Annotated in this window: 15 protein-coding genes; 4 read left to right on the top strand and 11 right to left on the bottom strand. The window is 72.9% G+C overall.

The genetic code is table 11. The features are described from left to right. Window positions 1-61: 61 nt before the first annotated feature. Both ACFVDM_RS12950 and ACFVDM_RS12945 read right to left on the bottom strand, forming a co-directional pair. Window positions 62-1,828, bottom strand: a complete 1,767-nt coding sequence (locus ACFVDM_RS12950) for a cation:proton antiporter (protein WP_383637276.1) — start codon at window positions 1,826-1,828, stop codon at window positions 62-64. Between the two features lie 199 nt (window positions 1,829-2,027). Next, window positions 2,028-2,717 carry a hypothetical protein gene (locus tag ACFVDM_RS12945; protein WP_383637274.1) on the bottom strand — a complete coding sequence of 230 codons (690 nt, stop codon included), beginning with the start codon at window positions 2,715-2,717 and terminating at the stop codon, window positions 2,028-2,030. Between the two features lie 66 nt (window positions 2,718-2,783). Between ACFVDM_RS12945 and ACFVDM_RS12940 the strand changes: the two genes are divergently transcribed. Further along, entirely contained in the window at window positions 2,784-3,020 is a 237-nt protein-coding gene (locus ACFVDM_RS12940; protein WP_383637271.1) for a DUF6011 domain-containing protein, read from the top strand. Window positions 3,021-3,035: 15 nt separating this feature from the next. Here ACFVDM_RS12940 and ACFVDM_RS12935 read toward each other — a convergent pair whose 3' ends face one another. Together ACFVDM_RS12935 and ACFVDM_RS12930 are read right to left on the bottom strand one after the other, a co-directional pair. Next, window positions 3,036-3,917, bottom strand: a complete 882-nt coding sequence (locus ACFVDM_RS12935) for an acyl-CoA thioesterase (RefSeq protein WP_383637268.1) — start codon at window positions 3,915-3,917, stop codon at window positions 3,036-3,038. A gap of 46 nt (window positions 3,918-3,963) precedes the next feature. After that, entirely contained in the window at window positions 3,964-6,477 is a 2,514-nt protein-coding gene (locus ACFVDM_RS12930) for a DEAD/DEAH box helicase (RefSeq protein ID WP_383637265.1), read from the bottom strand. 171 nt (window positions 6,478-6,648) lie between these two features. Between ACFVDM_RS12930 and ACFVDM_RS12925 the strand changes: the two genes are divergently transcribed. Beyond that, window positions 6,649-7,440 carry a metal-dependent hydrolase gene (locus ACFVDM_RS12925; RefSeq protein ID WP_383637262.1) on the top strand — a complete coding sequence of 264 codons (792 nt, stop codon included), beginning with the start codon at window positions 6,649-6,651 and terminating at the stop codon, window positions 7,438-7,440. Window positions 7,441-7,582: 142 nt separating this feature from the next. Here the strand turns inward: ACFVDM_RS12925 and ACFVDM_RS12920 are convergent, their stop codons facing one another. The 4 genes from ACFVDM_RS12920 to ACFVDM_RS12905 are packed head-to-tail and all read right to left on the bottom strand — an operon-like array spanning window position 7,583 to window position 14,797. Then, on the bottom strand, window positions 7,583-9,364 hold the full coding sequence (locus ACFVDM_RS12920; RefSeq protein ID WP_383637259.1) for an ABC transporter ATP-binding protein: 1,782 nt from the start codon (window positions 9,362-9,364) through the stop codon (window positions 7,583-7,585). Then, complete coding sequence (locus tag ACFVDM_RS12915) at window positions 9,361-11,121, bottom strand: ABC transporter transmembrane domain-containing protein (RefSeq protein WP_383637256.1); 1,761 nt, start codon at window positions 11,119-11,121, stop codon at window positions 9,361-9,363. The genes ACFVDM_RS12920 and ACFVDM_RS12915 overlap by 4 nt, the downstream gene beginning before the upstream one ends. 47 nt (window positions 11,122-11,168) lie before the next feature. Next, complete coding sequence (locus tag ACFVDM_RS12910; protein ID WP_383637253.1) at window positions 11,169-12,950, bottom strand: ABC transporter ATP-binding protein; 1,782 nt, start codon at window positions 12,948-12,950, stop codon at window positions 11,169-11,171. Beyond that, window positions 12,947-14,797 (bottom strand): ABC transporter transmembrane domain-containing protein, encoded by a 1,851-nt coding sequence (locus ACFVDM_RS12905; RefSeq protein ID WP_383637250.1) that lies wholly within the window; start codon window positions 14,795-14,797, stop codon window positions 12,947-12,949. The genes ACFVDM_RS12910 and ACFVDM_RS12905 overlap by 4 nt, the downstream gene beginning before the upstream one ends. A 268-nt stretch (window positions 14,798-15,065) precedes the next feature. Between ACFVDM_RS12905 and ACFVDM_RS12900 the strand changes: the two genes are divergently transcribed. Beyond that, window positions 15,066-15,824, top strand: a complete 759-nt coding sequence (locus ACFVDM_RS12900; RefSeq protein ID WP_383637247.1) for a hypothetical protein — start codon at window positions 15,066-15,068, stop codon at window positions 15,822-15,824. Window positions 15,825-15,857: 33 nt separating this feature from the next. On the opposite strand, the gene ACFVDM_RS12895 is transcribed toward ACFVDM_RS12900, so the two are convergent. Continuing rightward, complete coding sequence (locus ACFVDM_RS12895; protein ID WP_383637244.1) at window positions 15,858-16,280, bottom strand: MarR family winged helix-turn-helix transcriptional regulator; 423 nt, start codon at window positions 16,278-16,280, stop codon at window positions 15,858-15,860. Window positions 16,281-16,502: 222 nt separating this feature from the next. Here ACFVDM_RS12895 and eno point away from each other — a divergent pair, with 222 nt between their 5' ends. Further along, window positions 16,503-17,804 (top strand): phosphopyruvate hydratase, encoded by a 1,302-nt coding sequence (eno, locus tag ACFVDM_RS12890; RefSeq protein WP_383637240.1) that lies wholly within the window; start codon window positions 16,503-16,505, stop codon window positions 17,802-17,804. 9 nt (window positions 17,805-17,813) lie between these two features. On the opposite strand, the gene ACFVDM_RS12885 is transcribed toward eno, so the two are convergent. Further along, complete coding sequence (locus ACFVDM_RS12885) at window positions 17,814-20,741, bottom strand: FAD-binding and (Fe-S)-binding domain-containing protein (protein ID WP_383637237.1); 2,928 nt, start codon at window positions 20,739-20,741, stop codon at window positions 17,814-17,816. A gap of 48 nt (window positions 20,742-20,789) precedes the next feature. After that, complete coding sequence (locus ACFVDM_RS12880) at window positions 20,790-21,233, bottom strand: MarR family winged helix-turn-helix transcriptional regulator (RefSeq protein WP_383637235.1); 444 nt, start codon at window positions 21,231-21,233, stop codon at window positions 20,790-20,792. Between the last annotated feature and the right edge of the window lie 115 nt (window positions 21,234-21,348).

The following is a 21,348-nucleotide window of genomic DNA, read 5'->3' as shown; positions in this document are numbered from 1 at the left end:
CGCGGGCCGGCCCCTTCCGATCATCGCGGCTCGGAGCGATTCCGGCAGCCGGGCCGCCCCCTCAGCCGGTGCGCACGGAGGTGGGTGGGCTCAGCACCACCACCTGGTCGTCGGCGCCCACGTCCGGGGTCCCCGCGTCGGTCACCGGAAGCAGGCGCCCGTCCGGCCGCACCACGAAGAGCAGCCGGTAGCCGTCCGGGAGGACGCCGGCCGGACGGACCTCCACCCGGGCGCCCGCCGCGTGCCCCCGCGCCAGCTCCGGGCCGCTGAGCCCCCCGCCGAACAGCGCTTCCCCGCCCGTGTACGGGGCGATCACCCCGTGTCCCCGGGCCGGCGCCGCGACCCGGTGCACCGGACCGTCCACGCTCTCGCGCAGCGTCATCGCGGCCAGTGCGTTGAAGTCGTCCTCGCCGGTCAGCAGCAGGACCCCGGTGATCCCCTCCAGTTCCGCACCCGCCCCGGTGGCCGAGGCCAGCAGCTCACCGGGCGCCAGCGTCAGCCCGGCCTGCTCGATGCGGGCCCGTTCGGCGGCGGCCCCCGCCCACATCAGCACGTCCAGCCCCGCCGCGCGCAGCGCGCACGCCAGGTCCACCACCCAGGGCGCCCCGCCCACCAGCAGCGGCCGGGACCGGGCCGGGCGCAGCACCCCGAGCCGCCGGGCCACCGGGAACGCCGTCAGGCCGTACAGCGTGACCGTGGCGACGATGACGACGAAGGTGGCGGGCAGGATCCGGTGTGCGCCGCCGACGCCCTTGTCGATCAGTTCGGCCGAGAACGTGGACGCCGTGGCCGCCGCGACGATGCCGCGCGGGGCCATCCAGCCGATGAACCACCGCTCGCCGCGCCGCACATCGGTCCCCAGCGTGGCAAGCTGCGCCACCAGCGGCCGCGTCACCAGGACCAGCAGAGCGACCAGGGCGAGCGTCGGCAGCACCACGTGCCGCAGTGACGCCGGGGTGACGGTGGCCGAGATGGAGATGAACAGCAATCCGATGATCAGCGAGACCAGAGTGTCGAAGAACGGCCGCCGCGCGGGGAGGTCCAGCCCCGGCAGATTGGCCATGGCGACCCCCATCACGACGGCGGAGATCAGCCCCGTGTCGTCGCGCAGCGCGTCGCAGAGCGTCGCCATGCCGATCACCGCGGCGAACTGCAGGGACGTGGCCAGCTCCTCGCTCAGCCGGACGCGGCGCAGCATCAGCCACAGCACGGCGGCGCCGACCGCCCCGCCGGCCGCGCCCACCGCCGTACTCGCGGCGAACTCGCCGATCTGGCGCCCGAACCCCGGCCGCTCGCCCGCCAGGACACCGTGGAAGACCAGCGCCCCCAGGATGCCGCCCACCGGGTCGATCAGGGAGCCCTCCCAGATCAGGACGCGCTGGAGCCGTTCGGTGGGACGGACGAAGCCGAGCAGCGGTCCCACGACGGTCGGTCCGGACACCACCAGGATCGTCGCGAGCATCACCGCGGCCCCCGGCGACATGTCCAGGAGCGGTACGGCCGACAGCGCGGCCGAGACCATGGTGAGCACCGTCCCGATCCACAGCAGCCGGATCACGACGCGGCGGGTGTGCCCCTTCAGCCGCTCCAGGTCCAGACCGAGCCCGGCGTCGTAGAGGATCACCGCCACCGCCAGGGAGACCAGCGGGGAGAACGCCCCGCCGAGCAGCCGGTCCGGGTCCACGGTGTCGGTGAGCGCCCCGGCGGCGAACCCGACCGGCAGCAGCACGAGCAGTGCCGGCACGCGCAGCCGGTTCGCCAGCACCTGGGAGCCGACCGCGAGCACCACGATCAGTCCCAGCCCCACGAGCATCTGATCGGCCGTCATGACCGTGCCTCCTTCGCCGATGGTCCTCCGGCGCCGGGGGGCGGGGTCGCGGCCCCCGGATCGCCGCGCGGGACCACCTTCCGCGGCGGCGCACGGCGACGCCGGTCAGGCACGCGCCCACCGGGGACCGCGGACCGCGGTATCCGTCCAATGGGCTAACGGCGAGGTGGACGGCGCCACGGCGGGGGAGGGCGCGGCGTCACTCCTTCTTGTCGTCCCAGGGCGTGCCCAGCCAGCTGTCGAAGGACCGGACCAGCGCCGAGAGCGCCGCCGCGAGCCGCCGGTCGACCGCGGGGGAGTGGACGACCACCGTGTCGTCCGAGTGGTACTCCAGCGGCGTCCCGTCGCTTGACCGCCAGATGATGCGCCGCGGCCCGCGCGGCACGTCACCGCCGCCGTTGAACAGGCTCCCCACCGCGATCAGCACCCACAGAGGGAACAGCGGCCACCACATCCACCACCAGAAGATCCGCCCCTTGTACCCGACCGCCTCCGGGCAGCCGGCCCCGGTGACCGTCCAGCGCGTGCGCAGCCCCTTGCCGGAGAGCGCCTTCTCCCGGACGACGGTGCCGAGCAGTTCGCCCTGCCCGCCCCACACCTGATACTCCGCCACCCCGCCCCGCGCGGCCCTGGTCACGACCGTGGCCAGCCGGGTGCGCCGCTCGGGCTCCGCCCACAGCACGAAGGAACGGGCACCCTCCTTGCGCGCCTTCAGATACCCCGGTATGCCGTCGGCGGGCAGTTCGCGTTCCAGATACGCGACCACGTGGGAGAGGCCCTGGGACGGGTCGACCACGACGTGGACGAAACCCTCGGCCACCCCGGGCAAGACCTCGGGCCGCCGCTTGGCCGGCCGGGGCAGGACCATCACTTTCAGGGTGTGCGCCACGAAGGCTCCTCGGTCGTGCGGGTTCGGGAGGTCGCATCCTAGGACGTGGCCTGGAAGGATCGGCGCGTGGAGTCCCCCGAACCCGTCCCCCAGGACGCCGCCGAGAGCGGGCGGCTGCCCGGAACGGCCCCCGTGTCCGGCCGTCGCACCGTGCGCTGCCGCCTCTGCGGACGCCCGCTCACCGGCACCACCTCCCGCCGCACCGGCCTCGGGCCGTCCTGCGACGCCAAGCTGCACCCCTCGCCGCCCGATATCCGCACCCGCCGCCACGAGGTCGAACAGGACCCGCTGCCGGGCGTCTGAACCCGCCGGACCCTCTCAGGAAGCCCGCGGATCCAGCCTCCTGAACAGACCCTCCTGCACCACGGACACCAGCAGACGCCCCTCGCGGTCGTAGATCCGGCCCCGCGCCAGACCCCGCCCGCCCGTCGCCACCGGCGACTCCTGGTCGTACAGGAACCACTCGTCGGCCCGGAACGGCCGGTGGAACCACATCGCGTGATCCAGGGAGGCCATGTCGAACCCGCGCGGCCCCCACAGCGGCTCCACCGGAATGCGCACCGCGTCCAGCAGCGTCATGTCGCTCGCGTACGTCAACGCGCAGGTGTGCACCAGCGGATCGTCACCGAGCGGACCCACCGCGCGCATCCACACGGCACTGCGCGGATCGGCGCCCTCGACCTCCTCGCGCGTCCAGCGCAGCCGGTCGACGTACCGGATGTCGAAGGGCTGGCGCCGCGCCATCCGCTCCAGCGCCTCCGGCAGCCCGCCCAGATGCTCCCGCACCTCGTCGGCGACCGTAGGCAGCGTCTCCGGATCGGGCACCTCCCGGGCCGGCGGCAGCTGGTGCTCGAAACCGGCCTCCTCGGGGCGGTGGAACGACGCCGTGAGGTTGAAGATCGTCCGGCCCTGCTGGACCGCCGTCACCCGGCGGGTGGTGAACGAGCGGCCGTCCCTGACCCGCTCGACCTCGTAGACGATGGGCACACCGGGGCGGCCGGGACGCAGGAAGTAGGCGTGCAGCGAGTGCACCGGCCGCTCCCCGTCGGTGGTCCGGCCCGCCGCCACCAGCGCCTGGCCCGCCACCTGCCCGCCGAAGACCCGCTGCAGGGACTCGTCGGGGCTCCGGCCGCGGAAGATGTTGACCTCGATCCGCTCCAGGTCGAGCAGATCGACCAGGCGCTCGGCGGGGTTCGTCATGCGGTTCTTCTCCACTCTCGCAGCGGCGCCGTCGGTACGGTCGCGCTCACAACTGGCCCACGGAGGTGACCCGGACGACCGCCCGGCCCTCCTCGTCGGACGCGGCCAGATCGACCTCGGCGCTGATGCCCCAGTCGTGGTCGCCGTTCGGGTCGGCGAAGGTCTGCCGGACCCGCCACACGCCGTGTTCCTTGTCCTCGTCGATCTTCAGCAGCTTCGGCCCGCGCGCGTCCGGACCGGTGCCCAGCTCCTCGTACTCGTCCCAGTACGCGTCCATCGCCTCGGCCCACGCGTCCTCGTCCCAGCCCGACTCGCCGTCCAGCTCGCCCAGGTCCCGGACCCGGTCCAGCGCGGCCAGCTCCACCCGGCGGAACATCGCGTTGCGCACCAGCACCCGGAAGGCACGGGCGTTCGCCGTGACCGGCTTGACCTCGTCCGCCCGCTCCTGGGCCTGCTCGGCCGTCTCCACCTCGGGGTTGGCCAGCTGCTCCCACTCGTCCAGCAGACTGGAGTCGACCTGACGCACCATCTCGCCCAGCCAGGCGATCAGATCCTCCAGGTCCTCGGACTTCAGATCGTCCGGGATGGTGTGCTCCAGCGCCTTGTACGCGCTCGCCAGATACCGCAGCACGATGCCCTCGGTCCGCGCCAGCTCGTAGTTCGACGTGAACTCGGTGAACGTCATCGCCCGTTCGTACATGTCCCGGATCACCGACTTCGGCGACACCGGGTGGTCGCCCACCCACGGGTGGCTGCGCCGGTAGACGTCGTACGCGTGCCACAGCAGCTCGCTCAGCGGCTTCGGGTACGTGACCTCCTGGAGCAGTTCCATCCGCTCCTCGTACTCGATGCCGTCGGCCTTCATCTGCCCGACCGCCTCGCCGCGCGCCTTGTTCTGCTGCGCGGCGAGGATCTGACGCGGGTCGTCGAGCGTCGACTCCACGACGGAGACCATGTCCAGCGCGTACGACGGCGAGTCCGGGTCCAGCAGGTCGAACGCCGCGAGCGCGAACGTGGACAGCGGCTGGTTCAGCGCGAAGTCCTGCTGCAGATCGACGGTGAGCCGGACGATGCGGCCCTCCGCGTCCGGGGTGTCCAGCTGCTCCACCACCCCGCCGTCCAGCAGCGAGCGGTAGATCGCGATCGCTCGGCGGATGTGGCGCAGCTGGGCCCGTCGCGGCTCGTGGTTGTCCTCCAGCAGGTGCCGCATCGCCTCGAAGGCGTTGCCCGGACGGGCGATGACGGACAGCAGCATGGTGTGCGTGACCCGGAAGCGGGAGGTCAGCGGCTCGGGGTCGGACTGGATCAGCTTGTCGAACGTGGTCTCCGACCAGGCGACGAAGCCCTCGGGCGCCTTCTTGCGGACGACCTTGCGCTTCTTCTTGGGGTCGTCGCCGGCCTTCTTGACCGCCTTCTCGTTCTCGATGACGTGCTCGGGGGCCTGCGCCACGACGAAGCCGGCCGTGTCGAACCCGGCCCGCCCGGCCCGCCCCGCGATCTGGTGGAACTCACGGGCCCGCAGCGTGCGCACCCGGGTGCCGTCGTACTTGGTGAGGGCGGTGAACAGCACCGTGCGGATCGGTACGTTGACCCCGACGCCCAGCGTGTCCGTCCCGCAGATCACCTTCAGCAGACCCGCCTGAGCCAGCTTCTCCACCAGGCGGCGGTACTTCGGGAGCATCCCCGCGTGGTGCACCCCGATGCCGTGCCGCACGTACCGAGAGAGGTTCTGGCCGAACTTGGTGGTGAAGCGGAAGTTGCCGATGAGATCGGCGATCTTCTCCTTCTCCTCCTTGGAGCACATGTTGATGCTCATCAGCGACTGCGCCCGTTCCACGGCCGCGGCCTGCGTGAAGTGCACGATGTAGACCGGTGACTGCCGGGTCTCCAGCAGTTCGGTGAGCGTCTCGGTGATCGGGGTCAGCCGGTACTCGTAGCTGAGCGGCACCGGACGCGTCGCCGAACGGATCACGGAGGTGGGCCGGCCCGTGCGACGCGTCAGGTCCTCCTCGAACATCCGGACGTCGCCGAGGGTGGCCGACATCAGGACGAACTGCGCCTGGGGCAGTTCCAGGAGCGGGATCTGCCAGGCCCAGCCCCGGTCCGGCTCGGCGTAGAAGTGGAACTCGTCCATGACGACCTGGCCGATGTCCGCGTACTTCCCGTCACGCAGAGCGATGGAGGCCAGCACCTCGGCCGTGCAGCAGATCACCGGGGCGTCGGCGTTGACCGAGGCGTCGCCGGTGAGCATCCCGACGTTCTCCGTGCCGAACAGCTTGCACAGGTCGAAGAACTTCTCCGAGACCAGCGCCTTGATCGGAGCGGTGTAGAAGGTGACCTTGTCCTGGGCCAGCGCCGTGAAGTGCGCACCGGCGGCGACCAGGCTCTTTCCGGACCCGGTGGGGGTGGAAAGGATCACGTTGGCCCCGGAGACCACCTCGATCAGCGCCTCCTCCTGAGCGGGGTAGAGGGTGATCCCCTGCGTCTCGGTCCAGGCCGAGAAGGCCTCGAAGAGGGCGTCGGGGTCGTCGGTCGGGGGCAGCTGATCGATAAGGGTCACGCCCCCATCTTGCCTGCCTTCCGCCCGGATGAGGGAACCGGACGACCGTGCGAAGATCACGGACGATACGCTGCCCTCTCAACTCGACGGCACCGCAACGGCGGTGGCCGGAAACGCACACGGGGGGCGGCGGCTGCCGCACCCGGCACACCTACGGGGGCGGAAACAGCCATGATGGGACCGGCACACTCCCTGTCCGGGGCGGCGGCCTGGCTGGGGGTGGGCGCGGCGGCCGCCGCGGCGGACCACGCGATGCCCTGGCCCGTCCTGGTCGTCGGGGCGCTGATCAGCGCGGGGGCGGCCCTCGCCCCGGACCTCGACCACAAGTCCGCGACCATCTCACGCGCCTTCGGGCCGGTCTCCCGGGGCCTGTGCGAGATCGTCGACAAGCTGTCCCACGCCGTCTACAAGGCCACCCGGATGCGGGGGGACTCGCGCCGCAACGGCGGCCACCGGACCCTGACGCACACCTGGCTCTGGGCGGTCCTGATCGGCGCGGGCGCCTCCGCGGCCGCCTACACCGGCGGGCGCTGGGCCGTTCTCGGGATCCTCTTCGTCCACCTGGTCCTCGCCGTCGAGGGACTGCTCTGGCGGGCCGCCCGGATGTCCAGCGACGTCCTGGTGTGGCTTCTGGGGGCCACCAGCGCCTGGATCCTCGCCGGGGTCCTCGACAAGCCCGGCAACGGTGCGGACTGGCTCTTCGACGCCCCCGGGCAGGAGTACCTGTGGCTCGGTCTGCCGATCGTCCTGGGCGCTCTCGTCCACGACATCGGTGACGCGCTGACCGTCTCCGGCTGCCCGATCCTGTGGCCGATCCCCGTCGGCCGCAAGCGCTGGTACCCGCTCGGCCCGCCGAAGGCCATGCGCTTCACGGCCGGCAGCTGGGTGGAGCTCAAGATCCTCATGCCGGCGTTCATGGTGCTCGGGGGAGTGGGCGGCGCTGCCGCGATGGGGTACATCTGACGGGGCGGGGTGGAGAGGTGAGTGAGTACTCACCCCACCTCGCGGGGTGGAGAGGTGAGTGCTTACCCACCGCCGCGGCGGTGCGAGTGAGTGCTCACTCGCGCCGCGACGTACAGGTGAGTGCGCACGCACCACCTCCGCCTCACGCCCGCTCCCCCTGCCAGGACCGCCACAGCGCCGCGTACGCCCCGTCGGCCGCCACGAGCGCGTCATGGCTGCCGAGTTCGGTGATCCGGCCGTCCTCCATCACGGCGACCCGGTCCGCGTCGTGGGCCGTCTGGAGGCGGTGGGCCACGGCCACCACGGTGCGGCCCGCCAGGACGGCGGCCAGGGCCCGTTCGGTGCGCCGGGCGGTCGCCGGGTCGAGGAGGGCGGTGGCCTCGTCGAGGATCAGGGTGTGCGGATCGGCGAGGACCACACGGGCCAGGGCGAGCTGCTGGGCCGCGGCGCCGTCGGGGCGGTGGCCCCCGGGACCCAGATCCGTGTCCAGCCCGTCCGGCAGCTCGTCCACCCAGGAGGCGCCGACGGCCGTCAACGCGGCGCGGAGTTCGACGTCACCGGCCGACTCGGACGCGATCCGCAGATTGTCCCGGACCGTGCCGTGGAAGACGTGGTGCTCCTGGGTGACGAGAACGACGTGCCGCCCCAGCCGGTCCGGGCCCAGTCCCGAGACCGGGACGCCGCCCACCGTCACGGAGCCCGTGTGCGGCGCGTCGATGCCCGCGAGCAGCCGGCCGAGCGTCGTCTTCCCCGCTCCCGAAGGGCCGACGATCACCAGCCGCTCGCCGGGGCGGACGGTCAGGTCGACCCCGTGCAGGACGTCGTCCCCGCCGTCGTACGCGTACCGCACCCCCGTCACCTCGATGAGATCGCCGACGGGCGCGGCGGTGTCGTCGCGCGGGGCCGGAACGGTCTCCGCCAGGCCCTCGACCCGGGCGAAGGCCGCACCGCTGCTCTGCAGTTGCTCCATGCGCTGGAGGATCCTGTCCAGTGGCTGGGAGAGCTGCCGCAGGTACAGTGCGCAGGCGATGACGGCCCCCAGACCGACCGCACCGCGGTCGTGCAGCGCACCGCCGATCAGCAGCACGGCCACCACCGGGACGACATAGGAGACATCGACCGCGGGGAAGAGCACGCTGCGCAGGAAGAGCGTCCGGTTCCGAGTGGCCCCGGCCCGCCCGATCGCCCGCTCGCAGGCCGCGATCCGGCGCTCCTGTAGCCCCAGGGCCTCCACCGTGCGGGCCCCGGCGGCGGTCGCCGCGAGCTGCTCCGCGAGCGCCGAGTTCGCCGCGCCCTCGTCGAGGTACGCCCCGAGGGCCCGGCGCAGGTACCAGCGCGCGGCGAACCGGATCCCGAGCAGCCCCAGTACCCCGCACACACCCAGCAGCGGATCGATGACGAACACCGCGCCGAGGATGAACAGCGCCTGGACGGCGGCGATGAGGAGGTCCGGCCCGGCGTCCCGCAGCGTGGTGCCGACCGACGCCACGTCCGCGGTGCCCCGGGCCATCAGATCCCCCGTCCCGGCCCGCTCGACGACCGACGCGGGCAGCGCCAGCGCCCGTTCGGCGAACTCCTCCCGGATGCGTGCCAGAGTCCGTTCGCCGAAGCGGTGCCCGACGTATCCGGCGTACCGCGCCAGCAGCAGCTGGACGACGGCGAGGACGAGGATGAGGAGCGCGAGGCGGTCCACCGCGGCCACCGTGCCGCCGGACGCGACCTCGTCGACGATCCGGCCGAGCAGCCACGGGCCGACCAGGCCGGCAGCGGCGGCGAGCGCGTTGAGGACGAGCATGCCGGCGAAGGCGCGCGCGTCCAGCCGGATCAGCCGCAGGGCGGCCCGCCGGATCCGCGCCGGGCCGGCGACCGGCAGCGCGTGCGCGTCCGGCGTACCGGGCTCCGGTGTCTTTCGGAACGCTGTCATCTCACGGCCTCCCTCGACGGCGGAACGGATTCCGGCCCGGAGTCGCCGGACGTGTCGCCGGCGCCTCCCCGGGCCACCAGCGCGCGGTAGCCGGGCACGGCGGCGAGGAGTTCGCGGTGGCTCCCGGTCGCCGCCACGACACCGTCGACCAGGTAGTGCACGGTGTCCGCCCGTTCCAGGAGCAGGGGCGACGTGCTGGTGACGAGCGTGGTGCGGCCCCTGCGCGCGGTCCGCAGCCGGTCGGCGACGGCCGCCTCCGTATGGGCGTCGAGCGCCGAGGTCGGTTCGACCGCCAGCAGGACCTCGGGGTCGGCCAGCAGGGCCCGGACCAGCCGGACGCGCTGGCGCTGACCGCCGGAGAGGTTGCGGCCCTCCGCCTCGATCCACGCGTCGAGCCCGCCGGGCGCCCCGCGCACGACGTCCTTGGCCGCGGCGGCCTCGACGGCCCGTCCGACGGCCTCCCCGTCCCGGTCCCCGGCCCCGCCGACCACCTCCCGCAACGGCCCGGCGAAGAGCGCGGCCTCGTTGTCCGCGACCAGGACGCGGCGGCGGATCGCGGTCAGGTCGATGTCCTCCAGGCGTATCCCGCCCCAGGTGGCGGCCGACGTGGTGAAGCGGCCCAGCCGGTCCACCACCGCCGCGGACTGCGCGGGGCGGGCTCCGGCCAGCGCGGTCAGCCGTCCTGGTGCCACCTCGACGCCGGACTCCGGATCGTGCAGCGCGGCCGGTGTCCCGGGCTCCCGCGCGACGGTCGCCCCGTCCCGGCCCTCCGGTTCCAGGGCCAGGAACCGGACGACCCGGCGCGAGGCGACCAGCCCCCGGCTGATCCCGTACCCGCCCTCGATGAAGAACTCCACCGGCACGACCAGCACGGCCGCGTAGCCGTACACCGCGACCAGCTCGCCGACGCTGATGTCCCCCTGGACCGCCATCCGCGCCGCCAGCCAGGTCACCACGCCGAGGAACAGCGTCGGCAGGCCCACCCCGAGCGCCTGGATCCAGCTGGTCACCGTCCCGACGCGGTAGCCCTCGTCGCGCAGGGCACGCGAGGCGGTGCGGTACCGGCCCGCGTACACCTCCTTGCCGCCGATGCCGTTCAGGATGCGCAGACCGCCCGCCATGTCCTCGAACCGGGCCGCCAGGGCTCCCTGCCCGCTCCGGTAGACGGCCTCGGCCCCCTGGAGGCGCCACAGCAGCGGACCGACCAGCACGGCGAGGAGCGGCACCCCGAGCAGGACCACGGCCGCGAGCAGCGGCGAGACGGCCAGGAGCAGCACGGCCACGACCACGTAGGCGAGCACCGCGCCCACCCCGGGACCCGTGACGGTCAGCGTTCCCGCGATCACCCCGACGTCCCCGAACCCGATCGTGACGACCTCACCGGCGGTGGCCCGCCGCGGCAGGGCCGCGCCGAGCCGGGTCGCCTGCCGCACCACGACCGCCACCGAACGGAACGCGGCGTCCATCCGCACCCGGGTCATCGTGCGGTGGCGCATGATCGCCAGCCAGGCGTTCAGCACCCCCACCCCCAGCAGTGCCGCGGCCCAGCCGGTCAGCTCCGGCCACCGTCCCGGCCGCAGCCCGTCGTCGATCGCCCGGGACAGCAGATAGGGCGGCAGCGTCAGACAGACCATCCACGCGCTGCCGAGCAGGGCCCCCGCGGTCACCCTGCGGCGCTGGCTCGTGACCAGCCACCACAGGTACCGCAGGGGGCCGCGTGTGTCGGGGGTACCCGGTTCCGTGTACGCGTCCGTCATGGACACGACCCTAACGAGCGTCCGGTCGGGGCGAGTGGCCACCCCTGTCAGCCGTGCCAGGACCGCCACAGCGCCGCGTACGCGCCGTCCGCGGCCACCAGCTCGTCGTGGCTGCCCAGTTCACTGATCCGGCCCTCCTCGACGACCGCGATGACATCCGCGTCGTGCGCGGTGTGCAGCCGGTGGGCGATCGCCACGACCGTACGGCCGTCCAGCACCCGGGCCAACGAACGCTCCAGGTGCCGGGCGGCACGCGGATCCAGGAGCGACGTCGCCTCGTCGAGCACCAGGGTGTGCGGATCGGCCAGCACCAGCCGGGCGAGGGCGACCTGTTGCGCCTGGGCGGGAGTGAGCGCCAGACCGCCGGAACCGACCTCGGTGGCGAGCCCGTCGTCGAGCGCCCGCGCCCAGCCGTCCGCGTCGACCGCGGCCAGCGAGGCCCACAGCTCCGCGTCCTGCGCGTCGGTGCGCGCGAGGAGCAGATTGTCACGCAGCGAGCCGACGAACACATGGTGTTCCTGGTTGACCAGCGCCACATGCGTGCGGACCCGCTCCGCCGGCATCCGCGACAGCCGCGCGCCGCCGAGCGTCACCTCGCCCGCGCGCGGGGCATAGATCCCGGCCAGCAGTCGTCCCAGCGTCGACTTGCCCGCGCCCGACGGTCCGACCAGCGCCAGCCGCGTCCCGGGAGCGACGTCCAGCGACACGTCGTGCAGCACGTCCAGCCCGGCGCGGTACCCGAACCGGACCTCCTCGGCCCGCACCTCGCGGCCCTCCGGGTCCACCGAGGCGTCGCCCGCGTCCGGTTCGATGTCCCGGACGCCCACCAGCCGGGCCAGCGACACCTGCGCCACCTGCAACTCGTCGTACCAGCGCAGGATCAGGTTGATCGGGTCGACCATCATCTGCGCGAGCAGCGCACCCGTCGTCAACTGGCCCACGGTGAGCCAGCCCTCGATGACGAACCAGCCGCCGAGCATCAGGACCGAGCCGAGGATCGTCACGAACGTGGTGTTGATGACGGGGAACAGCACCGACCGCAGGAACAGCGTGTACCGCTCCCAGGCCGTCCACTCCTTGACCCGCCGGTCCGACAGCGCCACCCGGCGCGCGCCCAGACGGTGCGCCTCCACGGTCCGCCCGGCGTCCACCGTCTCCGCGAGCACGGCGGCCACGGCCGCGTAACCCGCCGCCTCCGAGCGGTACGCGGCAGGCGCCCGGCGGAAGTACCAGCGGCAGCCGGTCAGCATGAGCGGCAGTGCCACCAGCACCGACAGCGCCAGCGGGGGAGCGGTGACGGCGAGCGCGCCGAGCAGCAGTCCCGCCCACACCACACCGATCGCCAGCTGGGGCACGGCCTCCCGCATCGCGTTGGCGAGACGGTCGATGTCCGTGGTGATCCGGGAGAGCAGATCGCCCGTCCCGGCCCGCTCCAGCACCCCCGGGGGCAGCCGGACCGAGCGCACGAGGAAGTCCTCGCGCAGGTCGGCCAGCATCTCCTCGCCGAGCATCGCGCTGCGCAGCCGCATCATCCGGGTCACCACGGTCTGGACGACCAGGGCCAGGGCGAACACCGCGGCGGTGCGCTCCAGATGGAGATCGGTGACCCCGTCGGACAGCTTCTCGACCACGTCGCCCAGCAGGTACGGACCCACGATCGACGCGATCACCGCCACGCAGTTGAGCGCCGTGACCACGAGGAACGGCCCCCGGTGACGGTGCATCAGCTCGCGGACGTAGGTGCGTACGGTGGTGGGGGTGCCGACCGGGAGGGTCGTCGCCGACTCGGGGGCGGCGGGGTCGTACGCCGGGGGTGCGACGCCGATCATGCCCGTTCCTCGATTTCCTCGATCGTGTCGATCGTCTCGATGTCGTTGTCCGGTTTTGGGGCGGCCGCCGCGATCTCGGCGTCGGTCTCCCGGGTGACGACCGCGCGGTAACGCGGTTCGTCCCGCAACAGGTCGCGGTGGGTGCCGACGGCCACCACGGAACCGTCGTGGACCAGTGCCACCCGGTCCGCCAGGTCCAGCAGCAGCGGTGAGGAGGCGAACGCCACCGTCGTACGGTCCTTGCGCAGCGCCTTGATGCCCTCGGCGACGCGTGCCTCGGTGTGCGAGTCGACGGCGGACGTCGGCTCGTCGAGCACCAGGGCCTCCGGGTCCGTCACCAGCGAGCGGGCCAGCGCCAGCCGTTGGCGCTGACCGCCGGAGAGGGAGCGGCCGCGTTCGGTGATCCGGGCGTCCATGGGGTCCCCGTCGCCGTGCGCCGACGCCTGCGCGAGCGCGTCCAGCACGTCACCGCACCGCGCGGCGGCCAGCGCGTCCTCGGCGGTCACCCGGCCGGAGGCCGGTACGTCGAGCAGTTCGCGCAGGGTGCCCGACAGCAGCACCGGATCCTTGTCCTGGACCAGCACCGCGGTCCGCGCCGCGTCCAGGTCCAGTTCGTCCAGGGCGACGCCGCCGAGCAGCACCGACGGTGGTGCGGGCGCCTCGGCCCCCGCCTTCTCGTCGGCCCGCTCCGCGGCCGGCGCGGCATGGCCGCCGAGCCGTTCCGCGAGCCGGCCGGCCTCGTCCGGGTCGCCGCACACCACCGCGGTGAACAGCCCCTCCGGGGCCAGCAGTCCGGTCGCCGGATCGTACAGATCACCGGTCGGCACGGTGTCCGCCCCGGTCGGCCCGGTGGTCCGGTTCAGCGAGAGGACACGGACCGCGCGCGCGGCGGAGGGCCGGGAGAAGGAGTACGCCATGGCGATCTCCTCGAAGTGCCGCAGCGGCAGCAGCATCAGCGTCACCGCGCTGTACACCGTCACCAGCTTGCCGACCCCGATCGTCCCGTCCTGCGCGAGCCGCGCCCCGTACACGACCAGCGAGATCAGCAGCAGGCCCGGCAGGAGCACCTGGACCGCCGAGATCAGCGACCACATGCGCGCGCTGTGCACGGCGGCCTTGCGGACCTCCTGGGAGGCCTCGCGGTAGCGGCCGAGGAACAGGTCCTCGCCGCCGATGCCGCGCAGCACGCGCAGCCCGGCGACGGTGTCCGAGGCCAGCTCGGTGGCCCGGCCCGCCTTCTCGCGCTGGACGTCGGCCCGGCGGGTGGCCCGGGGCAGCAGCGGCAGCACGGCCAGGGCCAGCACCGGAACGGCGAGCGCCACCAGCACGCCCAGGGACGGCAGATAGAGCACCAGCGCGGCACAGACGATGGCCAGCGTGGCGGCCGCCGCCGCGAAGCGCGACAGCGCCTCCACGAACCAGCCGATCTTCTCCACGTCGCCGGTGGAGACCGCGACGACCTCGCCCGCCGCGACCCGGCGGGTCAGCGCCGAGCCCAGCTCCGCCGTCTTGCGGGCCAGCAGTTGCTGCACCCGGGCGGCGGCGGTGATCCAGTTGGTGACGGCGGTGCGGTGCAGCATGGTGTCGCCCACCGCGATGAGGACGCCGAGGACCGCGAGCAGACCTCCGGCCAGCGCCAGCCGTCCGCCGGACCGGTCCACGACCGCCTGCACGGCGAAGCCGACGGCGAGCGGCAGTGCGGCGACCGAGCACTGCTGGAGCAGGCCCCACGCCAGGGACTTGAGCTGTCCGCGGATCTGGTTGCGGCCGAGCCAGAGCAGAAAACGGGGGCCCGACCGGACATCGGGATCGCCGGGATCCGAGAACGGAAGATCGCGAATGTGCATGACGTCCCAAGAGATCGGAAGAGGAGCGGACCGAAGGGCCCGCGGGCATACGGGAAGGCGCGTGGGGGACCAAACCGTCCCAGCCTCGCGCCCCCGCACACGGCGAGGCAAACCCTTTTACGCGCCGGTCCGTCCGGGGACCGTTGCGCACCCGAAGTGTGACGGACCCGTCCGCGGACGCGGACTCGGAGTAAAGATTGGGCACGCATTCGCCCCGGTCACCGGCCGGTGACACCCTCCGCCCGCCGGGGGATGCGAGCATGGACGGATGCTTATACGACGGACGCGGGGAGCCGGTGCGGTACGAGTCGTGGTCGCGGCGGTCGCCTGCGGTGCCCTGCTCACCGCGCTGACGTCGTGCGGCGACGGGCACGACGGACGGAAGGCCGGTGCGCGCTCGTCCGGATCTCCCAAGGACGGCGCGGACGCGGCACCGACCACCGGCCTGACGCGCATCCCGGACGTGGGCGACCGGTACCGGGCGCAGATCCCCGCCGAGTCCCGCCAGGTCGTCGCCGTCTACGGAGCCGGCCGGAACTCCCCGGACTCCACGGTCGTCCTCTACACCCGCACCGGCAGCACCTGGGACAAGGTGGCCGCCTGGAAGTCCCACAACGGCCGCAAGGGCTGGACCCCCGACCACCACGAGGACGACAAGCGCTCCCCGATCGGCGTCTTCACCCTCACCGACGCGGGCGGCGCGCTCCCCGACCCGGGCGCCCTCCTCCCGTACACCGAATCCGCCTCGATCCGCGCGCCCCGGTACTGGTCCAAGCCGTACTGGCACGACTTCGACTACGTCATCGCCATCGACTACAACCGCGTCAAGGGCACGGCCCCCAACGATCCGACGCGCCCCGAGGGCCAGTCCAAGGGCGGCAGCATCTGGCTCCACATGGACCACGGCAGCGGCACCTCGGCCTGTGTGAGTCTGCCGAAGCAGGGCATGGAGAAGCTGCTGCGCACCCTGGACCCGAAGCAGCACCCGGTCGTGGTGATGGGCGACCGCGCCGGCCTCAAAGCCTGACGGCCGCGGGGCGCGCCGTCCGCACGCCCGCTTCTAACGCGCGGCCAGCCGCTCCATCAGCTCCGCGCTGCGCGCGAGCACGTCGCGCTCCTCACCGGTGAGTTCGGTCTCGATGACCTGCGCGAGCCAGCCGGCCCGGCGGCCGCGCTCGGCCTCCAGCGCCGCCCGCCCCTCGGGGGACAGCTCGACCAGGGTCTTGCGGCCGTCGGTGGGGTGGGCACGGCGGATCACCAGGCCCTGATCCATGAGCAGGCCGACGGCGCGGGCCATCGACTGGGGCCGTACGCGCTGGTCGGCGGCGAGGTCGCTGGTGGTCATGGCCCCGTCGCGGTCCAGGGTGCCGAGCACCGAGACCTGTCCGTGCGGGATCCGATCCTCGTGCTTCACGCGCCGCGTGAGCTTCCCCATCGCGGTGCGCAGTTCGGCGGCGACGGTGGCGGGTTCCGGGATGGGCATGCGCCACTTTAACCGCTGATCAGCGGCGCGACCGCACCCCGTCGTCGGCTCCCGGACGCTTCGCGTCCCGCACCGGACACCGCCGCGAAACTGTGCAGCAGAACTGAACAGCTCAACTGAACAGCAGAACTGAACAGCATTGCTGTAGAGTTTCGGTTGTCGCGACACGCGCCAGCGCTGTCGCAGCAAGGTCGCGACACGTGCCCACGCGAAGGAACTCCCATGGTGTCCACTGCAGCCGAGCCCACCGTCATCCGTTCCGTCACCGCCCGCACCGTCCTCGACAGCCGGGGCAACCCCACCGTCGAGGCCGAGGTCCGACTCACCGGCGGCTCCCTGGGGCGCGCCGCCGTCCCCTCCGGCGCCTCGACCGGTGCACGGGAGGCCGTGGAACTGCGCGACGGCGACGCCGGGCGCTGGCACGGCAAGGGCGTCGATGCCGCCGTCGCCCACGTCAGGGGCGAGATCGCGGCAGCCGTCATCGGACGCGACGCCGACGACCAGGCCGGCCTGGACGCCGCGCTCGTCGCGCTCGACGGAACGGCGGACAAGTCGCGCCTCGGTGCCAACGCCCTGCTCGGCGTCTCCCTCGCCGCCGCCAAGGCCGCCGCGGCCGCCCACGGCCTGCCGCTCTACCGCTACCTCGGCGGATCCGGCGCCCGGCTGCTCCCGCTGCCGATGATGAACATCGTCAACGGCGGCGCCCACGCCGACAATCCGCTCGACTTCCAGGAGTTCATGATCGCCCCGGTGGGCGCGGAGACCTTCGCGGAGGCCGTCCGCATGGGCTCCGAGATCTTCCACACGCTCCGCCGCGACCTGCTGGCCGCCGGACACTCCACGGGCGTCGGTGACGAGGGCGGCTTCGCCCCCGCGCTGCGCACCGCCGAGGAGGCACTCGACTTCGTGGTGGCCGCCGTGGAACGTGCCGGATACCGGCCCGGCACCGATGTCGGACTGGTGATGGACCCGGCATCCTCGGAGTTCTTCCGGGACGGCGCGTACGTCTACCGGGGGGAGGGCGTGACCCGCACCCCCTCCGAGAACGCCGACTACCTGGCCCGGCTGATCGACGCCTACCCGGTCGTCTCCATCGAGGACCCGATGGCCGAGGACGACCTGGACGGCTGGCGGGAGCTGACCGCCCGGGTCGGCGACCGCTGCCAGCTCACCGGTGACGACGTCTTCTGCACCAACGAGGGCCTGCTGCGCGAGGGCATCCGCACGGGCGTCGGCAACTCCGTCCTCGTCAAGGTCAACCAGATCGGCACGCTCACCGAAGCGCTCGACACCGTCGACACCGCCCTGCGCGCGGGCTGGACCGCCGTCATGTCGCACCGCTCCGGCGAGACCGAGGACACCACCATCGCGGACCTGGCCGTCGCGACGGGCTGCGGCCAGATCAAGACCGGATCCCTCTCCCGCTCCGACCGCACCGCCAAGTACAACCAGCTCATCAGGATCGAGGAGGAGCTGGGCGCCTCGGCACGGTACGCGGGCGGTGCGGTGCTGCGCCGCGGCTGACCCCGCCGGCTACCGGGGGCGGGTCGCCCGTTCCAGCTCCATCAGAGCGGAGTGGTACGAGCGGCCCGTCGCCCGGTCCATGCCGATCTCGCACATGCGGTTGGCCGACAGATAGGCGTCGTACTCGCGGGTGTTGACCTCGGCGGCCTCCTTCCTCGTCGCCGACGCCGTCAGCTCCTTGTGCAGCATGCCCCGGTCGCCCGCGAACCCGCAGCAGGCCGCGTCGTCCGGCATCATCACCTCGTCGGCGCAGGCCTCCGCGACCGCCCGCAGCTGGGCGACATCGTCGAGATGCTCCATCGAGCACGTCGGATGCAGCACCGCCGAACCGGTCCTGCGCACCACCGTCAGCTCCGGAAGCAGTTCCTCGGCCGCCCAGACCAAGGAGTCCATCACCGTCAGACCCCGGTGCAACTCCCGGTTCTCCTCGGTCAGATAGGGGACCACCTCGTCCGCGATGCCGAGCGTGCACGAGGAGGCGTCGACGACCAGCGGCAACGTGCCACCCGCCGTCCAGCCCCAGGCCGCCTCCACGATCCGGTTCGCCATCACGGCGTTGCCCGCGTCGTACCCCTTGGAATGCCAGATGGTCGCGCAACAGGTGCCCACGACATCGTCAGGGATCCAGACGGGCTTTCCCGCTCGCGCCGACACCAGGACCACGGCCTGCTGCAGGGACGGTCCGGAATATCCCTCGGGACTGCCGAAGATCCGGTTCACACAGGCCGGGTAGTACACCGCGCGGGCCCCGACCCGGGAGGTGCGCGGCAGCTTCCGCGCCGCCGCACCGGGGATCTCCGGCAGCCACTCCGGTACGAGATCGGGGCGCACCGCCCTGCGGGCCAGTCCGGTCACCCCTTCGAGCAGCCGGTCGTCGATCCGGGAGGCCGCGGCGACCGCCAGCCGGGCCGCCGCCTCGACCATGCGGAACCGCTTCGCGGTCAGCGCGGCGATCCGCTCCTCGCGCGGCGAGTGCCGCCGGTGCCGGAAGGCCTTCATCATGGCGCCCGTGTCGATGCCGACCGGGCAGGCGAGCTTGCACGTGGAGTCGCCCGCGCACGTGTCGACCGCGTCGTAGCCGTAGGCCTCCAGGAGGTTCTGTTCGGCGGGAGAGCCGTCCGGCTGCCGCATCATCTCCCGGCGCAGCACGATCCGCTGACGCGGAGAGGTCGTCAGATCGTGGCTGGGGCAGGTCGGTTCGCAGAAGCCGCACTCGATGCAGGGGTCGGCGACCGCCTCGACCCGGGGGATCGTCTTCAGACCGCGCAGATGCGCGCGCGGGTCCCGGTCCAGGACGATACGGGGCGCCAGCACCCCGTCCGGGTCGATGACCTGCTTGGTGCGCCACATCAGCTCGGTGGCCCGGGGGCCCCACTCCAGCTCCAGGAAGGGCGCGATGTTGCGTCCGGTGGCGTGCTCCGCCTTGAGCGAGCCGTCGAAGCGCTCCACGGTGAGGCGGCAGAAGTCGGCCATGAACGCGGCGTACCGGTCGACGTCGGACTCCTTGGCGGCGTCGAAGGCCAGCAGGAAGTGGAGATTGCCGTGGGCCGCGTGGCCCGCGACCGCCGCGTCGAAACCGTGCTCGGCCTGGAGCTCCAGCAGCGCCTCGCAGGCCTCGGCCAGCCGGGACGGCGGGACGGCGAAGTCTTCCGTGATGAGCGTCGTCCCGGACGGGCGGGACCCGCCGACCGCCGTGACGAAGGCCTTGCGGGCCTTCCAGTACCCCGCGATCGTGCCCGCGTCCCGGGTGAACTCATTGGTCACCGAGGCGACCGGCCGGACCAGCTCCAGCCCGCGCACGACCTCGGCGGCCGCCGCCTCGCAGGCATCCCGGCCCGCCGCGTCCGGCGAGCGGAACTCCACCAGCAGGGCCGTCGTCTCCTTCGGCAGCTCCGCCCAGTCGGCCGGCACCCCCTTGACGCTCACCGAGGCGCGCAGGGTGTTGCCGTCCATCAGCTCCACGGCGATGGCGCCCGCCTCGTTGAACAGCGGGACCGCCGCGGCGGCCGCGGGCAGGCTGGGGAAGAACAGCAGCGCGGTCGAGACCTGGCGGTCCAGCGGCAGCGTGTCGAAGACGACCTCGGAGATGAACCCGAAGGTGCCCTCCGAGCCGACCATGAGCCCGCGCAGGATCTGCACCGGGGTCGCCCCGTCGAGGAAGGCGTCCAGCCGGTAGCCGTTGGTGTTCTTGATCTCGTACTTGGCGCGGATCCGGGCGGTCAGCTCGGCATCGGCCTCGATCTCCGCCTTCAGGGCCAGCAGTTCCTCGCAGAGCCGCGGTTCGGCCGCCGCCAGGTCCGCGTCGGCCGTGGGGGAGGCGGTGTCCACCACCGTGCCGCCGGGCAGCACGAAGGTGAGCGAGGCGACGGTCCGGTACGAGTTGCGCGTGGTGCCCGCCGTCATGCCGGAGGCGTTGTTCGCCACCACGCCGCCGATGGTGCACGCGATGGCGCTCGCCGGGTCGGGGCCCAGCAGCCGGCCGTGGCGGGCGAGGGTGGCGTTGGCCCGCATGACCGTCGTCCCCGGACGGATCCGGGCACGGGCGCCGTCGTCCAGGACCTCGATGCCCGCCCAGTGGTGCCGGACGTCGACCAGGATGTCCTCGCCCTGGGACTGCCCGTTGAGGCTGGTGCCCGCCGCGCGGAAGACCACGTGGCGGCCCCGGTCGCGGGCGTACGCCATGATCGCGGAGACGTCGTCGACGGACTCGGGCACCAGGACGACCTGCGGCACGAACCGGTAGGGCGAGGCGTCGGAGGCGTAGCGCACGAGGTCGGAGAGCTTCCACAGCACCTTGTCTGGACCCAGCAGCGCCATCAGGTCACCGCGCAGCGGCTCCGGTGTGCCCACCGCCCGGTCGTCGGGCACCCGGTCGTGGGACGGGGCCCGTGCCGTGTCCGGGCGCAGGGCTTCGGGCTTCGGCTCCAGCAGCGGCATGTGCAGATCCCCTCGGCGGCTCGGCGCGGCGCGGTGCCGCGCGCCCGGTCAGCAGCGACGCTCCGGCATCCCGTTCACCAGAGCGGTCAGCAGACCGCCGAGCACCTCGCGCTGATCGGCGGTCAATGGAGCCAGGATCTCCTCTGCGGCGGCCCGGCGCGCGTTGCGCAACGAGCGGAGCGTGGCGACGCCCTCGTCGGTGAGCTGGATCCGGACGGCCCGGCGGCTGTCCGGATCGGGGGTGCGGCGCACCCGGCCGCTCGCCTCCAGCCCGTCGACCAGGGTGGTCACGGCGCGCGGGACGACATCGAGGCGCTGGGCGAGATCCGCCATCCGGGGGGCGCCGTCGTAATGCGCGAGGGTCCGCAGCAGGCGGGCCTGCGCGGGGGTGATGCCGATCGGCTCCAGCTGGCGGCCCTGGATGCGCTGGAGCCTGCGGGTCAGCCGCAGCAGCTGTTCGGCGAGCACGCCGTCGGGGTCGGGGGAGTCCATGCCGGGAACAATATCAGGACTTTGTTCATTGTGAGTATAGGTAACAATGAGCTATGCTCCTATTCGCCCGGCCGTCGGCGCCCGCGCCCCGGCCGCACCCACCGTCCTCGCACCC

Source organism: Streptomyces sp. NPDC057682 (assembly GCF_042799575.1).
Classification (GTDB): domain Bacteria; phylum Actinomycetota; class Actinomycetes; order Streptomycetales; family Streptomycetaceae; genus Streptomyces.
This window is presented reverse-complemented; position numbering and strand designations above follow the sequence as displayed.